Raw genomic sequence first — 16,879 nt, forward strand, 5'->3', positions numbered from 1 at the left:
CGCTCTCGTCCCATGACTGCAGATACACGAGAACCATTTGCCGCGGCCGCCTTCATCAAGGAGATCGGCCGCGGACGCAAGGGCGCGCGCAGCATGTCGCGCGAAGACGCCTGCCGGCTGTATGCGGCGATGCTCGACGGCCGCGTATCGGACCTCGAACTCGGCGCCATCCTGCTCGCGATGCGCATCAAGGGCGAATCGGTGGAAGAGATCGCCGGCTTCCTCGATGCCGCCGAAACCTCGTTCCAGCAGCTGGCGGCACCCGCCGGCGCGCACGCGCCCATCGTCATCCCCAGCTACAACGGCTCGCGCCAGATGCCCAACCTGACGCCGCTGCTCGCGCTGCTGCTGGCGCGCGCCGGCGCGCCGGTGCTCATCCATGGCGTCGCCAGCGATCCGGGACGCGTGACGACGGCGGAGATCCTGCGCGAACTCGGACACGCGCCGGCGCGCGACGCGCGAGAGGCGGAGCAGGGCCTTGCGGCAGGGCGCCCGGTGTTCATTCCGGTCGACACGCTCGCGCCCCGCATGGCGTATCTGCTGTCGCTGCGCCGCAGGCTGGGCGTGCGCAACTCGACCCACACGCTGGTCAAGATGCTGCAGCCCTTCCAGGGGCCGGCGCTGCGCCTGACTTCCTACACCCACCCGGAATATCTCGAGATGCTGAGCGAGTATTTCGCCGTCGCCGCGCCGCCCGAGCGCGGCGACGCCTTCCTGATGCGCGGCACCGAAGGCGAGACCGTGGCCAATGCAAAGCGCGCCCAGCAGATCGAATGGTTCCATGACCGCCAGCGCACGATCCTGGTGCAGAAACAGGAGCCGGTCGACGAACTGCCGCCGCTGCCGCACGAAAGCGATGCAGTGACCACCGCGCGCTGGATAGAACGCGCCCTCGCGGGGCAGGAACCGGTGCCGGCGCCGATCGCGCAGCAGGTGGAACACTGCTTGCATATCTCCATGCAACTACAGGCAAGGAAGGCTGTAAGGCATGGAAGCGATATCCCCGACAGGTAGAGTCATCCTCGTGGGCGCCGGTCCCGGCGACCCCGATCTCCTCACGATCAAGGCGGTCAAGGCGATTCACGCCGCCGACGTGCTGCTGGTCGACGATCTCGTCAATCCCGACATCCTCGCGCATGCGTCGCCGTCCGCGCGCATCGTCCACGTGGGCAAGCGCGGCGGTTGCCAGTCCACCCCCCAGGCATTCATCGAGCGCCTGATGATCGCGGAAGCGCGCGACGGCCGCTGCGTGGTGCGCCTGAAAGGCGGCGATCCCTTCATCTTCGGACGCGGCGGCGAAGAGCGCGCGCATCTGCTGCAGGCAGGCATCGCGGTCGAGGTCATCAACGGCATCTCCAGCGGCCTCGCCGCGCCTGCCGCCATCGGCGTGCCGCTCACCCAGCGCGATGTCAGCCAGGGAGTGATCTTCGTCACCGGCCACGGCAAGCATGAAGGCGCGACCCCGGACTGGCATAGCCTCGCCAGGCTCGACATGACGCTCGTGATCTACATGGGCGTTGCCCGCTGCGCGGAGATCCAGTCGGCGCTGCTCGCCGGCGGCAAGCGCGCGGACACGCCGGTGGCGGTCGTCCGCGCCGCCACCACCGCCGACCAGGCACAGCTGATCACCACGCTCGGCGAACTGCCGCAAGCGCTCGTCCGCAGCGCCCTCGGCAGTCCGAGCATCATCATCGTGGGCGAGGTGGTGCGCTGCGCGGCGCTCGCCGCGGCCGCCGAATCGCGCGCGCTTGCCCGAGCGTCCTGACGGTTTTTCCTCTCCTCTGATCCCTCGGGATTTTTCGGCCATCCTCGCGATGGCCGTTTTTCTTCCCCCATGCCTGGCGTTGCAGACGCGCCAACGGCTATGGACAAAAAGACAATCGTTTTCTACACTGCATGAATTGTCAATTCGGCAATCGCAGTCCGGTCGACAGAACCAGGACAGACAAGATCATTGGATCATCAGGCAGTGATTCGCCGCTGCCTGCCGGAGCAAGCGCAAATGTGTTCACCCTCTTTGCCTACGCTCCATGAGAATTCTCTTTCGCCGGCTGTGCGCCGGATGTATTTTTCTTGCGTTCGCGCTGTCGCTCAACAGCGCCTTCGCGCAGGCCGTGCTCGGCAGTTGCGGCCCCGTCGGCACCGGCGCCGCCTGCGAGACCGCGGGTCCGGCCGTCTTCCCGACGGCGCAGACGCGCGCCGGTGCGGGCAACCCGATCAACATCATCACCGGCAACAAGTACCAGCGCGAAGTCGACATGCCGGCGCTGCCCGGCGTGCTCGGCCTGGAACTGGTCCGCCACTACAACAGCGGCTTTTCCCGGCCCGCCGACGCCAACGGCATCATCGGCCGCGGCTGGCGCCTCTCCTACGAGACCGACCTCTTCGTGCGCGGCAACAGCCTGCACATCCTGCAGGCCGACGGCTCGCGCCTGATCTTCCACCGCGATCCCAAAGACCCCGGTACCTGCGCCAGCGACGACCCCTCGCGCGGCAAAATCACCATCCGCGACACCCCCGAAGGCCCCGAATACACCTGGCACTGGCCGGAAGGCCGGCAACTGCTGTTCAACCCCCAGGGCCGGCTGGTGCAGATCCTCGCGCCCACCGGCGAATTCGTCTCCCTGCAGCGCGCGCCCAACGGCGACCTGCTCAAGGTCACCGATCCCCAGGGCCGCAGCCTGCAGCTGCGCTATCTCGACCGCCAGGCCGCCGCCAGGAACGACCGCTATCAGGGCGTGGTCGCCATCGACACCCCGGTCGGCGAATTCCGCTACGAATACGGCAGCCAGGCGCCCAGGGGCAGCGACATCCACCCCGACCGCCTGCTGGCCACCCTGGTGCGCGTGCACCTGCCGGCCAGCTACGACCACGACAGGAAGCGCCACGCCTGGACCGAGCGCGGCACCACCACCAGCACCGTCACCCGCCACTACCACCACGAAGACCCGAGACATCCAACGCTGCTGACCGGCATCAGCGTCAGCGGCACCGGCAGCGACGGCCGCGCGATGCAGGAGCGTATCTCCACCTATGCCTACGACGCGGCAGGCAAGGGCATTCTCAGCGTCAGGGGCGAGCCCCTGCGGCACGATGCGCAGGGCAAGCCCGTGCCCGGCACCGGCGTCGAGCAGGTCGGCTTCGACCGCAGCCAACCCGGCGTCACCCGGCTCACCAACAGCCTCGGCCAGGTCACCGTCTTCCGGCACGCGATCATCGGCGGCGAATACCGGATGCTGGAAGTGCGCGGCCCCGGTTGCGCCAGCTGCCCCGAAACAGACGTCCGCTACGAGTACGACCGCATCGGCAGGCTGAGCGCCATCATTCGCCTCGACGAGCAGGGCGAACCGACCGAGAGCACGCGTTACGACTACGATGCCTACGGCCGCCGGCTCTCGGTCAGCAAGACCATCCATGACGAGGGCAAGCCCGGCCGCCCGCAGCTGCTCGCCCGCTACGAGTACGCGCCACCCGGCGCCGCCGGTCTCGCCTCGCCGCATCCGGTACTGATCGCCCGGCCGAGCGTCGTGCCCGGCAAGGAACATCAGGTCCGCATCCGCTACAACGCGTTGCAGCAGCCGCTCCAGGTCACCGAATCGGGATGGGTGCCCGACACCGAAGGCCGCGGCCCGCAGCCGATCGAGCGCAGTACCCATTTCAGCTATGCCGCCATCAACGGCCGCAGCCTGCTTGGTGCGATGGACGGCCCCCTGCCCAACGGGCCGGGTGCGGCGCCCGCCGATTCCGACATCACCCGCTACCACTACGACGCGCGAGGTGACTACCCGACGCAGATCATCGCGCCGGGCGGGCAAAGCCTGCGCATCACCCGCCGCGACCTGGCCGGCCGCCCGCTGAACATCGTCGCTCCCGGCGGCATCCCCTTCGACTACCAGCTCGACGCCACGGGGCGCATCCTGCGTCTCAGCCGCGCCGGCGTAGCCGAGCACTTCCGCTACAACGCACTCGGCCAACTGTCCGAAGTCACCCAGGCCAGCGGCCAAAAGGTCCATCTCGCCTATGGCCGGGACGGCCGCCTCGCCGCCCTGTTCGATGCGCAGAACAACCGCATCGGGATCGAACGCGACCGCGAGGGACGGCTCCAGACGCGCAGCCTGTTCAATCCCGACGGCAGCCTGGCGCAACAGGAAGGGCCGGCGCAAGCGCTGACCGACAACCAGGCGCCCGCGGGCATGCGCCGCATTACCGCTGCCATTGAGGAAGTCAGCGGGCCCGGCGATCAATCCACCCGCATCGTGCGGGCCGCCGACGGCCTGCCCGAAGCGGTATTCGAACCCGGCCATCTCGCCACCCGGCTCGTCTACGACAACCACCGCAAGCTCACCGAGCTTACCGATCCCCGTCGCCTCACCACCCGCACCCTGCATGACGACTTCGGCCGCCTGGTGCAGCACATCAGCCCCGACAGCGGCAACACCCGCTACCAGTGGGACGCCGCCGACCGCCTGTTGTCCAAGACCACGGCCGTCGCCACCCCCGACGCCCGCACCATCCGCTACCGCTACGATGCCGCCGGCAGAGTGATCGAACAGGACACCGCCGAAGGCAAGACCCACCTCGAATACGGTGCACACGGCCGTCCCGTGCGTATCCGCTACCCCGCCGGCGAAGAGCAGTACCGCTACGACGACGCTGCCCGGCTGACGGAACACCTGCGTGTCATCGACGGCCACCGCTTCACCACCGCCTACGCCTACGACAGCCAGGGCCGTCTGCAGCAGAAGACCCTGCCCGACGGTCAGCGGCTCCACTACCACTACAACGGCGCCGTCCATCCGAAAGCCGGTCTGCTGCAAGCCATCACCCGCAAAGACCTGTTCGGCCGCACCGTCATCGCCCAGGGGCTCAACGACGCCGACGACGGCTACAACCGCCAGCACATCGAACTCGCCCACGGCGTCGGATGGCAGCGCCAGCTCGACAGGTCCGGCAGCATCACCCGCATCGGCGCCCCGGGCATCTGGGAAGAAAGCCACCTGCGCGATGCCGGCGGCCACCTCACCCAGCGCCGCCCCCTCGCACCGGTCAATGCCCAGGGTTTCGGCTACCAGTACGACCCGCTCGGTCGCCTGACCGGCATCGCCCGTGCCGGCCTGATCAAGACCGCCGCCACTTCTTCCGACCGCCTGAATCTCCAGTTCGACGACGGCGGCAACCTGCTGACAAAAACGGCCGCATCAGGCACCACCCGATACGCAGTCGACCCCGCCAGCAACCGCATCCTTGCGGCCGTCCACAACAGCCAGCGTGCCGCCTACGCGTACAACGCCGCCGGCAGCATCACCCGCATCGGCACCACCGACTATCAGTGGGACAGCCAGCAGCGATTGATCAAGGTCACGCGCGACGGCAAGCCGTTGGCCGAATACCGCTACAACCCGTTCGGCGAGCGCATCAGCAAGCTCGTCTACCGAGCCGACGGCAAAAAACTCACCTACTTCTTCCACGACGGCAGCGAGCTGAGCGCCGAAGCCGAAGTCGAGGAGGGCGCCGCCCGCATCACCCGCCAGTACGTCTGGCTCCCCGACCACGCCGGCAGCCGCCCCGTCGCCATGCTGCAGGCCAGAGCCAGCCTGCTCGGCCGCACCCTCGCCACCGTAGCGCCCGGTGCGGGCGGCGCCACCGCCACCGACGTCTACGCCATCATCGCCGACCATACCGGCGCCCCGCGCGCCCTCGTCGACGACAAGAAGCAGATCACCTGGCAAGCCGAAGTCAGCGGCTTCGGCCGCGCCAGCCTGTCCGAGCACAACCGCCAGCCCTTGCACCTGCGCGGCTCCAACCAGTACTTCGACGAAGAGACCGGCCTCCACTACAACCTCCGCCGCTACCTCGACCCGGACAGCGGCCGCTACCTCTCCACCGACCCGAGCGGGCAGGCGGGTGGGATCAATGTGTACGCGTTTGCAGGGAACAATCCGGTCGCGAACATCGACCCACTCGGCCTGCAACTCAAGCCCGTCGCCCAACGCAGCTTCAACGACAAACTGCAGCGGGTGCTACAGCACACGATCGCCGCGCTGCCCGCGGAGCTGGGTAGAGCGTATGAAGAGTGGCTGGAAGACCTGCCCACAACGGCGGCAGTCCTCGCCATCTGGGGCGCCTCCCACGCGGTAGGCGTCGGCTTCATCGCCGACATAGCCCTCGTCGGCATGGCCTTCTACACCCTGGGCTCGGCAGCCCTCGATTTCGTGCGCGGTGTCATCGACATCGTCGAGACGATCAACAACGCGCAGTGCGACAGCGAGTTGCAGCAGGCTGGAACGAGCCTCGCTCAGGCAACGCTTGTGCTGGCGGCCAATGTTGGCAGTCGCGGAAGCTCGGGCGGGGATGCGGTTCGGCGGATATTTGCTGGCGGTAAGGCAAAGAGCGTGACGGGATCGGCTGCTCCACCACCTACCGGCGTAAGGCTCGTCCTATCCCCAACTTCTATTCCAGCGATCGCAGTTGATATCACGAGCGAAGGGGTGCGATCTGGACGTCTCAAGCGTAACGGGCGTGATGACTGGACTACTAGCAATGGTTTGAGGATTGTCGGGTATGACAGGCAAGGTAGGAACAGGATCGAGCACATCGCTGGTCACCTTACTGTTGCACATTACAAAGAGAAGCAGTCGATTTTCACGGTGCCGCAAAGTAAACTTCTTGACCTATTAGATGAGGCATGGCTCAAGGCTAGGCGTCCGGCGCTACCGCGGGACCCTGACGCATTCATCGTCGACGTTGGTCGTGTAGTTGGACTTGGTAAGGACTCTGTCACTCCGCTAACTACAATGCGCATTGTTGTACGTAACAAGAATGAACTAGTCTCGGCCTACCCCTACCGGCCGAAAGTCGACGAATTCGTGAATCGATAGATGGGAAAAACCGATATGGACCCTCAACTACGCAACCTGCTGCTTGCCGCTGATAGGCCCTTTCATCATCCTACCGAAGAGGTATATGACGGAGATCCTGGCACTCTCGACGAGGCACGCTTAAGGGGACGAAATGCTGTAGACGAGATTGGAACAGCCCTTGGAAAGCGTTTAGTACTTGCTGACGAGATCCAAGATGCGTTTTTCTGGGGAATTGCGTTTGAGCCGAGCGCCGATGAGGAAGATTGCAGTCCCGATCTCGGGCTTAAGTTCTCCCGTTGCGGCGACCTTGTAGCAACCTGGACTCCCACTGGTAAGTCTCCTCTACCGAAGGATCAGCTTGAACAGGTTCAAGGGATACTTCAAAAGTTTGGTTTTCAGTGGGTAGATGGCGACGTTCTCAGGAATGAGCGCTACGATGGAGTCTACGATTATTTCAAGTCTTGGCACTGGAACGCGCCCGCTACGTGGTGGGATCGATTTTTCGAGTATGACTAGGTCTGTTGCCGCGAAAGCGGGCTTGCAAATGTTCTTGCTGTGGAGCGGGAACCTTCGACGTGCCGGTCTTCTTCCTGACTAACGGACGTATACAATCTGGGCTTCCCCACCCCCAAGCCCGAGATGTCAATCCACTACGACGTAGCAGTAATAGGCGCCGGTGCCGCCGGCATGATGTGCGCGGCGGTCGCCGGGCAGCGTGGCCGTAAGGTCGTGCTGATCGATCACGCGAGCAAGCTTGCCGAGAAAATACGGATCTCCGGCGGCGGTCGCTGCAATTTCACCAACCTGCAGGCGGGTCCGCAAAACTACGTCTCCCAGAATCCGCATTTCTGCCGCAGCGCGCTGTCTCGCTACACGTCTCAGGACTTCATCTCGCTGGTCAAACGCTACCGCATCGGCTATCACGAGAAACACAAGGGGCAACTGTTCTGCGACGATTCCGCCGAGCAGATCATCGACATGCTGAGGGCCGAGTGCGATGCCGGCCGGGTGGCGTGGCGCATGCCATGCAAGGTGGAGGCGGTCGGCAGGGAGGGCGAGCAGTTCCGGCTTGATACCGATGCAGGCGTCATCACTGCTGGCAGCGTCGTCGTCGCAACCGGCGGCCTGTCGATTCCCAAGATCGGCGCCACCGATTTCGCTTTCCGCCTTGCCAGGCAATTCGGCCTCAGGCTGATCGAGCCGCGTCCGGCGCTCGTGCCGCTGACCTTCGATCACGCTGCCTGGGAGCCCTTCGTCCCGCTGGCCGGCATCGCGCTGGAAGTCGATATCGAGACCGGCGAGAAGAAGGCGCGCATGCAGTTCCGTGAAGACCTGCTGTTCACGCATCGCGGCCTGTCCGGCCCCGCCGTACTGCAGATAAGCAGTTTCTGGGACCCGGGTGCCCCGCTGGCGCTGAACCTCGTGCCGGAGACGGACGTCGCCGAGCACCTGATTCAGGGGAAGACGACACTGAAGAAAAACCTCGGCAACCTGCTCGCGCAGTGGCTGCCCGCCCGCCTGGCCGACGGCTGGTTGTTGGCGAACGGCTTCCGCGCGGACGCCCGCATCGCCGACATGCCCGACAAGCAGCTGCGGCGCCTCGGCGAATCGCTGAACCGCTGGTCCATCGTGCCCAATGGATCGGAGGGATACCGCAAGGCCGAAGTGACCCGCGGCGGCGTGGATACGCGGGAGCTGTCGCAGCAGACCATGATGGCTAACAAAGTGCCCGGCCTGCATTTCATCGGCGAGGCCGTGGACGTCACCGGCTGGCTGGGGGGCTATAACTTCCAGTGGGCCTGGTCGTCGGGCGTGGCCGCCGGCCTCGCGGTGTGACCGGAATTCGGCTTACGCGCCACGATTGCCAGGAAGGGTTTGCTTTCGGTTGACTTACTGGTATACTGCTCGACTTTCCCTGAAAACCCCACGGTTAAACTTTACATGACCACCATCCGCCTGAAAGAAAACGAGCCTTTCGAAGTCGCCATGCGTCGCTTCAAGCGCACCATCGAGAAAACCGGTCTCCTGACCGAACTGCGTGCGCGTGAGTTCTACGAGAAGCCGACCGCTGAGCGCAAGCGCAAGCTCGCCGCTGCCGTGAAGCGCCACTACAAGCGCATCCGCAGCCAGCAACTGCCGAAGAAGCTCTACTGATTCATCAGCTGCCGCGCCAGGGTGCGGCACGACGCAAACCCGCTCCGGACCGTGCCGCAGCGGGTTTTGGCATTTGATGCGCCGTCGATGCGCCTTCGTTCTTGCGGCCAAGCTTGCAGCCAACCACACTGGAGAAAACAATGAGCCTGAAAGAGCAGATCACCGAAGACATGAAAGCTGCGATGCGCGCCAAGGACAGCAACAGGCTGGGCACCATCCGCCTGCTGACCGCCGCGATGAAGCAGAAGGAAGTCGACGAGCGCATCGAGCTGACCGACGCCAACGTGCTCGCGATCATCGAGAAGATGATCAAGCAGCGCAAGGACTCGATCACGCAGTTCGAAGCCGGCGGCCGCCAGGACCTGGCCGACAAGGAAAAGGCCGAACTCGACGTGCTGTCGGCCTATATGCCGGCAGCCATGTCGACCGACGAAATCTCCGCCGCCGTGGCCGAAGCAGTCGCCGAGACGGGTGCGGCCGGCGCGCAGGACATGGGCAAGGTGATGGCGGTTCTCAAACCCAGGCTGGCCGGACGTGCCGACATGACGACGGTGTCCGCCGTGGTCAAGCGGGCACTGACCGCGCAGGCATGACGAAAAGCCGACGCACGGCGATGGCGAAATGACAGTTCGTCAAGCGTGCGCCGGCTTTCCGTGATAGGGTTGTTCCGGGCAGCAAGCCTGCCCTGATCTCGTCGCCAGCATTCCGGGAAAACCATCCACCAGCGCCGCCGTGATTCCTCAGTCTTTCATCCAGGATCTGCTCAACAGGGTCGACATCGTCGATGTCGTCGGCCGCTATGTGCAGCTGAAAAAAGGCGGCGCCAACTACATGGGGCTTTGCCCCTTCCACAACGAAAAATCCCCCAGCTTCACCGTCAGCCCGACCAAGCAGTTCTACCACTGCTTCGGCTGCGGCGCCCATGGGACCGCGATCGGCTTCCTGATCGAATACTCCGGGCTCGGCTTCGTCGAGGCGGTCAAGGATCTCGCGCAGGGCGTCGGCATGACCGTGCCGGAGCAGGAAGACCGCCTGCCGCCTGCCCAGCGGGCGCAGGTGCAGGCGAAGACTTTGGCGCTGTCCGAGGTCATGGCGCGGGCCGGGGATTTCTACCGCCAGCAGCTGCGCGGTGCGCAGAATGCGATTGCCTATCTCAAGAAGCGCGGCCTGACCGGCGAGATCGCGGCCCGCTTCGGCCTCGGTTACGCGCCGGAAGGCTGGGACAGTCTGCGCGCCGTCTTCCCCGACTATGCCAACCCGGCGCTGGTTGAATCGGGGCTGGTGATCGACCGCAGCGAGGAGGAGGGCGGCGGCAAGCGCTACGACCGCTTCCGCGATCGCATCATGTTCCCGATCCGTAATACCAAGGGCCAGGTCATTGGCTTCGGGGGACGGGTGCTGGACGGCGGCGAACCGAAATACTTGAACTCTCCCGAAACACCCTTATTTCAGAAGGGTCATGAGCTTTACGGGTTGTTCGAGGCGCGGCAGGCGATACGTGAGGCCGGCTATGTGCTGGTGACCGAGGGTTACATGGACGTGGTCGCGCTGGCGCAGCTTGGCTTCCCGCAGGCAGTGGCCACACTCGGTACCGCATGCACGCCGACCCATGTGCAAAAGCTGTTGCGGCAGACGGATCATGTGATTTTCAGTTTCGACGGCGACGCGGCCGGCCGGCGGGCGGCGCGCAGGGCGCTGGAAGCTTGCCTGCCGCATGCGGGCGACAACAAGACCCTGAAATTCCTGTTCCTGCCGCCCGAGCACGACCCGGACAGCTATGTGCGCGAATACGGCGCGCCGGCCTTCGAGCAGCAGGTGCGCGATGCAATGCCGCTGTCGCAATTCCTGCTGAAGGAGGTCTCGCAGGACGGCGATCTCGGCACGCCGGAGGGCAGGGCGCGGGCGCAGTTCGAAGCCAAGCCGATGCTGCAGGCCATGCCGCCGTCGGCGCTGCGGCTGCAGATCGTGCGCGGACTGGCGCAGATGACCCAGACCACGCCGGCCGAGATCGAGGCGCTGTTCCAGCTGGCGCAGCCGGTGGCGAGGGTCAGGGCCGCGCCGCCCCGCACGCGGCGCACGGCTCCGGTCGGGCTGGAGCGGCAGATGATGCGCCTGCTGGTCGCGCATCCCGAGCTGGCCGACATGCTGGGCGAGAGCGAGCTGGCGGCGGTGTCGCAGCTGGCGCCGGACAATGCCGCGATGCTCATGCAGCTGCTCGATGCCTGCCACGCGCTCGGCACCCAGGCCAACTTCGCGGCACTGTCCGAGCAGCTGCGGGCGACCGGCGCCGACTTCGACGCGCTGATCGCGGAAGTCGCGGCCGATACCGAGTCCGACCCGCAGGCGGCCAGGCTCGAACTTGCCGGGGCAATACGGCAGACTAGAATGCAAGTATTGAAAGCCGAGCTGGACCGGCTGGTGGCGACGACCAATCTCGCCACAGAGGAGGCGCGGGAGAGATACCGCGAGTTAATGCAACAACAGGAGCAACTCCGGCGGCAGGCTGAGGTCGAAACCACAACGCGGTGACTCGGCGTCCGGGGCTTTAAATTGAAGAAACATTGCTCGCTGTGGTATCATTAAAAGCTTTTGATTCAAGGTCTTAGAGAATTTCGCGGCGTTTTTGGACGTCGCGGGAGAATCGGGAAAAAATGTCGCGCGGGCGAATGCCGGGCCGGTAAGTGGCCGGCTCAGGAGAAGCGCAATTCACTCGGCGCACGAGAGCAATCCTTTGGTATTGATTCCATGGCAAACGCAATGAAAAAAACCGCGAAACCGACTGTTGCCGCAAAAAAAGCGGCCTCGGCTGCAACTAAACCGGCTTCCGCCAAGTCGATGGCAAAGCCTGCCGTAAAGACGGCGGCAGCCGCTCCCGCAAGCAAGGCCAGGGCTCCGGCGAATGCCAAGGCCGCACCCAAGCCAGTTGCCACAGCAGCGCGGAAGACGGCGGCCCCGTCCACTGCGAAACCTTCATCCCGAGCGGCTGCCCAGCCGGCTCCCGAGAAATCGAAAGCACCCGTGACCAACAAGAAAACCGAATCGAAGACCCCGGCCAAGGCCGCCAAGGCAGCGCCTGCCGAGACCCGGACCGACAGCAAGGTGATGGCCGTCAGCCAGACCACCGATGCTGCCGCGCTGGCAGCGATCGACACCTCCGGTTACGTCCTGCCGGCAGTCAAGGTGCCCGGCCGCCGCGGACGCAAGCCCAAGGATTTCCAGCCCGAGAACGACGAGGTCGCCGCGCTCAACGCGGTGGAGCGCGCCGAACTGAAGGCGGCCGACAAGGCCCGCGCCAAGGACCGCCGCGCCAAGGAAAAGGCCCTGCTCAAGGACGCCTTCTCGTCCGACACCGAGGCCACGGAAGAAGAGTTGGAACAGCGCCGCCAGAAGCTCAAGACCCTGATCAAGCTCGGCAAGGACCGCGGTTTCCTGACCTACTCCGAGATCAACGACCATCTGCCAGAAAACATCGTCGACCCGGAAGCGATCGATGGCATCATCGGCACCTTCAACGACATGGGCATCGCCGTCTACGAGCAGGCACCCGATGCCGAGACGCTGCTGCTGTCCGACAGCGTGGCCACGGTCGCCAATGACGACGACGACGCCGAGGCCGCCGCCGAAGCGGCACTGTCGACCGTCGATTCCGATTTCGGCCGCACCACCGACCCGGTCCGCATGTACATGCGCGAGATGGGCTCGGTCGAGCTGCTGACCCGCGAAGGCGAGATCGAGATCGCCAAGCGCATCGAGGAAGGCCTCAAGGACATGATCCAGGCGATCTCTGCCTGCCCCACCACCATCGCCGAGATCCTCGCCGCCGCCGATCGCATCGAGCGCGACGAGATCAAGGTCGATGAAGTGGTCGACGGCCTGGTCGATCCGAATGCCTCCGAGGAAGTCGCCGCGCCGGTGGCTGCGGCCGCCGACGAGGACGAAGACGACGAGGAAGCCGCCGACGACGAGGAAGAGGAAGAGGAATCCAGCGCCGGCGGCGCTGCCGCCGGATTCTCGGCCGAGCAGCTCGAGCAGCTCAAGCGCGATTCGCTCGGGAAGTTCGCGGAGATCGCCTCGCAGTTCGACAAGATGCGCAAGGCCTACGAGAAGGAGGGCTACAACTCTAAGCCCTACGTCAAGGCGCAGGAGACCATCTCCAACGAACTGCTGAGCATCCGCTTCACCGCCAAGTTCGTCGAAAAGCTCTGCGACACCCTGCGCGGCCAGGTGGACGAGGTGCGTCACATCGAAAAGCAGATCCTCGACATCGCGGTCAACCGCTGCAGCATGCCGCGCGCGCACTTCATCAAGGTCTTCCCGGGCAACGAGATCAATCTCGACTGGGTCGACGGCGAGATCGCCGCCGGCGAGCCGTACAGCGCCATCCTCGGCCGCAACGCACCCGCCATCAAGGAACTGCAGCAGAAGCTGATCGATCTGCAGGCCCGCGTGGTGCTGCCGCTGCCCGATCTTCGCAACATCAACAAGAAGATGGCGGCCGGCGAAATGAAGGCGCGCAAGGCCAAGCGCGAGATGACCGAGGCCAACCTGCGTCTCGTGATCTCGATCGCCAAGAAGTACACCAACCGCGGCCTGCAATTCCTCGACCTGATCCAGGAAGGCAACATCGGCCTGATGAAGGCGGTGGACAAGTTCGAATACCGTCGCGGCTACAAATTCTCGACCTATGCCACCTGGTGGATCCGGCAGGCGATCACCCGCTCGATCGCCGATCAGGCTCGCACGATCCGCATCCCGGTGCACATGATCGAGACCATCAACAAGATGAACCGCATCTCCCGCCAGATTCTGCAGGAGACCGGTGCCGAGCCCGATCCGGCCACGCTGGCGCTCAAGATGGAAATGCCGGAAGACAAAATCCGCAAGATCATGAAGATCGCGAAGGAGCCGATCTCGATGGAGACGCCGATCGGCGACGACGACGATTCCCATCTCGGCGACTTCATCGAGGACATGAACACGCTGGCCCCGGCTGACGCGGCGCTGCATGCCTCGATGCGCGGCGTGGTCAAGGACGTGCTCGATTCGCTCACCCCGCGCGAAGCCAAGGTGCTGCGCATGCGCTTCGGCATCGAGATGTCGACCGACCATACGCTGGAAGAAGTCGGCAAGCAGTTCGACGTCACGCGCGAACGCATCCGCCAGATAGAGGCCAAGGCGCTGCGCAAGCTGCGTCATCCCTCTCGCTCGGACAAGCTCAAGAGCTTCCTCGAGGGGAACTGACCCGAGGTCCGGTCGCCTGTTATCCGGTCCTCCCGAAATGCTGGCGAGGACCGGATAAAAGAGCGACAACGATGCTCCGTTGGAATAAAATACGCAGCTCATCGGGCCTCTAGCTCATGCTTGGTTAGAGCAGCGGACTCATAATCCGTTGGTGCCGTGTTCGACTCACGGGAGGCCCACCAGAACATGACGTCGACAGAGGGTCCAGGCTTTTGCTTGCGACCCTTTGTTTTTTGGGCGGCCGGCGACCCGGCCCGGCAGGAAGGAAACAGTCAATGAAAGTTACCGTGATCGGCACCGGCTATGTGGGACTGGTGTCGGGCGCATGCTTCGCCGAGGCGGGCAACAAGGTGATGTGCCTCGACCTCGACGCGGCGAAGATCGCCACCCTCAACGCCGGCGGCATTCCGATCCACGAGCCCGGCCTGGAACCGATGGTGGCACGCAACCGCGAAGCTGGCCGCCTGCTCTTTTCGAGCAGCTATGACGAGGCGGTCGAACACGGCGACATCATCTTCCTCGCCGTCGGCACGCCGCCGGATGAAGACGGCAGCGCCGATCTTTCCCACATCCTGTCCGCCGCCCGCAGCGTCGGCCAGCGCATCCGCCGCAGCGTGGTGGTGGTCGACAAATCCACGGTACCGGTCGGCACCGCCGACAAGGTGCGCGAAGCCATCGCTTCGGAGCTTGCCCGGCGCGGCGCGGACCTGCGATTCCATGTCGTCAGCAATCCGGAGTTCCTGAAAGAGGGGGCGGCGGTCAACGACTTCATGCGTCCGGACCGCATCGTCATCGGCAGCGACGACGCGGAAGCCACGGCTGTCATGCGCCAGCTGTACAAGCCTTTCAACCGCAATCACAACAAGCTGATCGAGATGGACGTGCGCAGCGCCGAGCTGACCAAGTACGCCGCGAATGCGATGCTCGCCACCCGCATCAGCTTCATGAACGAACTGGCCAACCTGGCCGAAGACCTCGGCGCAGACATCGAGGCGGTGCGCCATGGTATCGGTTCCGATCCGCGCATCGGTCCCAGCTTTCTCTACGCGGGTGTCGGCTACGGCGGCTCCTGCTTCCCCAAGGATGTGAAGGCGCTGCTGAAGACGGCCGGCGACCGCGGCCGCCGGCTTCGTATCCTGGACGCGGTGGAGCAGGCCAACGAGGCGCAGAAGTCCGTCCTGTTCGACAAGATCAGCGCGCATTTCGGCGGCTCGGCCGGTCTTCGCGGCTTGCGGATAGCGCTCTGGGGCCTGTCTTTCAAGCCCAATACCGACGACATGCGAGAGGCGCCGAGCCTGGTGCTGATCGGCCAACTGCTGGCGGCCGGCTGCTCGGTACAGGCCTACGATCCGGTGGCGCGTGACGAGGCACGCCGGATACTGCAGGCGCGCCACCCGGACGCCTTCGGCAGCGGTGCGCTCGCCATCGTCGCCAGCGCCAAGGACGCGCTGCAGGACGTCGACGCGCTCGCCCTCGTCACCGAGTGGCAGGAATTCCGCTCGCCCGATTTCGATGCACTCGCCGCCTGCCTGCGGCGCAAGGTGATCTTCGACGGCCGCAATCAGTATGAGCCGGCGGAAGTGCAGGCCGCCGGCCTCGCCTACCACGGCATCGGCCGGGGTACGGCAGGCGCCGCCAAATGACTTCCGCAACCGTGCTCGTCACCGGCGCGGCCGGCTTCATCGGCAGCCACGTCGCCGCCCGCCTGGCCGACCTCGGCCATGCCGTGATCGCCTGCGACAACTTCAACGACTACTACTCGCCCGCGCTCAAGCACGACCGGGTCGCCGCGTTGCTGGCGCCGCGGGGCCTGACTTGCGAGACGGTCGAACTGTCCGACGGCGAACAGGTGCGCGCCCTGTTCGAGCGCTGCCGCCCCACGCACGTCGTCCACCTGGCTGCCCAGGCAGGCGTGCGCTATTCGCTGAGCAATCCCCAGGCCTATGTGCAGTCCAACCTGGTGGCTTTTTCCCATATCCTGGAGACGTGCCGGCGTGAGCAGGTGTCTCACCTGGTCTACGCCAGCAGCAGCAGCGTGTACGGCGCGAGCACCGACACCCCGTTCAGCGAGGATGCCCGCACCGACGCGCCGGTGTCGCTCTATGCGGCGACGAAGAAATCGAATGAACTGATGGCGTATTGCTACAGCCATCTGTATGGCTTTCCGGCCAGCGGCCTGCGCTTCTTCACCGTGTACGGTCCGTGGGGGCGGCCGGACATGGCCTACTTCAGCTTCACGGAGAAGATGCTGCGCGGGGAGAAGATCCCCGTCTTTGCCGGCGGCGAACTGCACCGGGACTTCACCTACATCGACGACATCGTCGAAGGCGTGGTCCGGCTGCTGTTTGCGCCGCCATCCGCCGGGGAAAACCGGGCGCCGCATGAGGTGTTCAACATCGGCAATCACCAGCCGGTGCGTGTCCTGGATTTCATCCGGACGCTGGAAAAGGTGCTCGAGGTGCAGGCGCAGATCGATTTTCTGCCCATGCAGGCCGGCGACGTTCCCGCGACCTTTGCCGACACCGGGCGACTGCAGGCGAGCGTCGGCTTTGCGCCCGACACCCCGCTCGCCACCGGCCTGGAGCGCTTCCGCGACTGGTACCTCGGCTGGCACGGGCGCTGAC

12 protein-coding genes and 1 tRNA gene are annotated in these 16,879 nt (G+C 65.0%); 12 read left to right on the plus strand and 1 reads right to left on the minus strand.

Features of this window, described 5'->3' with window-relative positions; genetic code table 11:
• Window positions 1–12: 12 nt before the first annotated feature.
• The 8 genes from ybiB (at window position 13) to dnaG (ending at window position 11,543) form a co-directional block, all read left to right on the plus strand.
• Window positions 13–1,014, plus strand: coding sequence for a DNA-binding protein YbiB (gene ybiB / locus NCCP691_RS06455; protein WP_220807442.1), 1,002 nt, complete (start codon window positions 13–15; stop codon window positions 1,012–1,014).
• On the plus strand, window positions 989–1,765 hold the full coding sequence (cobA, locus tag NCCP691_RS06460) for a uroporphyrinogen-III C-methyltransferase (RefSeq protein ID WP_220807443.1): 777 nt from the start codon (window positions 989–991) through the stop codon (window positions 1,763–1,765). Before ybiB ends, cobA begins: the two co-directional genes overlap by 26 nt.
• A 265-nt stretch (window positions 1,766–2,030) precedes the next feature.
• The gene (locus NCCP691_RS06465) at window positions 2,031–6,878 is read left to right on the plus strand and encodes an RHS repeat-associated core domain-containing protein (protein WP_220807444.1); all 4,848 of its coding nucleotides are present in this window, start codon (window positions 2,031–2,033) and stop codon (window positions 6,876–6,878) included.
• On the plus strand, window positions 6,879–7,376 hold the full coding sequence (locus NCCP691_RS06470) for a hypothetical protein (protein WP_220807445.1): 498 nt from the start codon (window positions 6,879–6,881) through the stop codon (window positions 7,374–7,376).
• A gap of 123 nt (window positions 7,377–7,499) precedes the next feature.
• Window positions 7,500–8,696, plus strand: a complete 1,197-nt coding sequence (locus NCCP691_RS06475; RefSeq protein WP_220807446.1) for a BaiN/RdsA family NAD(P)/FAD-dependent oxidoreductase — start codon at window positions 7,500–7,502, stop codon at window positions 8,694–8,696.
• 105 nt (window positions 8,697–8,801) lie between these two features.
• Window positions 8,802–9,014 carry a 30S ribosomal protein S21 gene (gene rpsU, locus NCCP691_RS06480; protein ID WP_005665410.1) on the plus strand — a complete coding sequence of 71 codons (213 nt, stop codon included), beginning with the start codon at window positions 8,802–8,804 and terminating at the stop codon, window positions 9,012–9,014.
• A 140-nt stretch (window positions 9,015–9,154) separates the two neighbouring features.
• Window positions 9,155–9,607 carry a GatB/YqeY domain-containing protein gene (locus NCCP691_RS06485; RefSeq protein ID WP_220807447.1) on the plus strand — a complete coding sequence of 151 codons (453 nt, stop codon included), beginning with the start codon at window positions 9,155–9,157 and terminating at the stop codon, window positions 9,605–9,607.
• 139 nt (window positions 9,608–9,746) lie between these two features.
• Complete coding sequence (dnaG, locus tag NCCP691_RS06490) at window positions 9,747–11,543, plus strand: DNA primase (RefSeq protein ID WP_220807448.1); 1,797 nt, start codon at window positions 9,747–9,749, stop codon at window positions 11,541–11,543.
• A gap of 161 nt (window positions 11,544–11,704) precedes the next feature.
• Here the strand turns inward: dnaG and NCCP691_RS06495 are convergent, their stop codons facing one another.
• Complete coding sequence (locus NCCP691_RS06495) at window positions 11,705–11,920, minus strand: hypothetical protein (RefSeq protein ID WP_220807449.1); 216 nt, start codon at window positions 11,918–11,920, stop codon at window positions 11,705–11,707.
• A gap of 112 nt (window positions 11,921–12,032) precedes the next feature.
• Here NCCP691_RS06495 and rpoD point away from each other — a divergent pair, with 112 nt between their 5' ends.
• The 4 genes from rpoD to NCCP691_RS06515 all read left to right on the plus strand — a co-directional run bounded on the left by rpoD (window position 12,033) and on the right by NCCP691_RS06515 (window position 16,878).
• Entirely contained in the window at window positions 12,033–14,255 is a 2,223-nt protein-coding gene (gene rpoD, locus NCCP691_RS06500) for an RNA polymerase sigma factor RpoD (protein ID WP_220807450.1), read from the plus strand.
• A gap of 103 nt (window positions 14,256–14,358) precedes the next feature.
• Window positions 14,359–14,437, plus strand: a tRNA-Ile gene (locus tag NCCP691_RS06505).
• A gap of 93 nt (window positions 14,438–14,530) precedes the next feature.
• Window positions 14,531–15,898 carry a UDP-glucose dehydrogenase family protein gene (locus tag NCCP691_RS06510; RefSeq protein ID WP_220807451.1) on the plus strand — a complete coding sequence of 456 codons (1,368 nt, stop codon included), beginning with the start codon at window positions 14,531–14,533 and terminating at the stop codon, window positions 15,896–15,898.
• Window positions 15,895–16,878, plus strand: coding sequence for an NAD-dependent epimerase/dehydratase family protein (locus NCCP691_RS06515; protein ID WP_220807452.1), 984 nt, complete (start codon window positions 15,895–15,897; stop codon window positions 16,876–16,878). Before NCCP691_RS06510 ends, NCCP691_RS06515 begins: the two co-directional genes overlap by 4 nt.
• Window position 16,879 lies beyond the last annotated feature (1 nt).

It is taken from the genome of Noviherbaspirillum aridicola (assembly GCF_019656455.1).
GTDB classification, from domain to species: domain Bacteria; phylum Pseudomonadota; class Gammaproteobacteria; order Burkholderiales; family Burkholderiaceae_D; genus Noviherbaspirillum; species Noviherbaspirillum aridicola.

Bases quoted from the DNA above. Each gene is read 5' to 3' on its own strand.
- ybiB (WP_220807442.1), top strand. From the start codon at position 13: ATGACTGCAGATACACGAGAACCATTTGCCGCGGCCGCCTTCATCAAG.
- cobA (WP_220807443.1), top strand. From the start codon at position 989: ATGGAAGCGATATCCCCGACAGGTAGAGTCATCCTCGTGGGCGCCGGT.
- NCCP691_RS06465 (WP_220807444.1), top strand. From the start codon at position 2,031: ATGAGAATTCTCTTTCGCCGGCTGTGCGCCGGATGTATTTTTCTTGCG.
- NCCP691_RS06470 (WP_220807445.1), top strand. From the start codon at position 6,879: ATGGGAAAAACCGATATGGACCCTCAACTACGCAACCTGCTGCTTGCC.
- NCCP691_RS06475 (WP_220807446.1), top strand. From the start codon at position 7,500: ATGTCAATCCACTACGACGTAGCAGTAATAGGCGCCGGTGCCGCCGGC.
- rpsU (WP_005665410.1), top strand. From the start codon at position 8,802: ATGACCACCATCCGCCTGAAAGAAAACGAGCCTTTCGAAGTCGCCATG.
- NCCP691_RS06485 (WP_220807447.1), top strand. From the start codon at position 9,155: ATGAGCCTGAAAGAGCAGATCACCGAAGACATGAAAGCTGCGATGCGC.
- NCCP691_RS06510 (WP_220807451.1), top strand. From the start codon at position 14,531: ATGAAAGTTACCGTGATCGGCACCGGCTATGTGGGACTGGTGTCGGGC.
- NCCP691_RS06515 (WP_220807452.1), top strand. From the start codon at position 15,895: ATGACTTCCGCAACCGTGCTCGTCACCGGCGCGGCCGGCTTCATCGGC.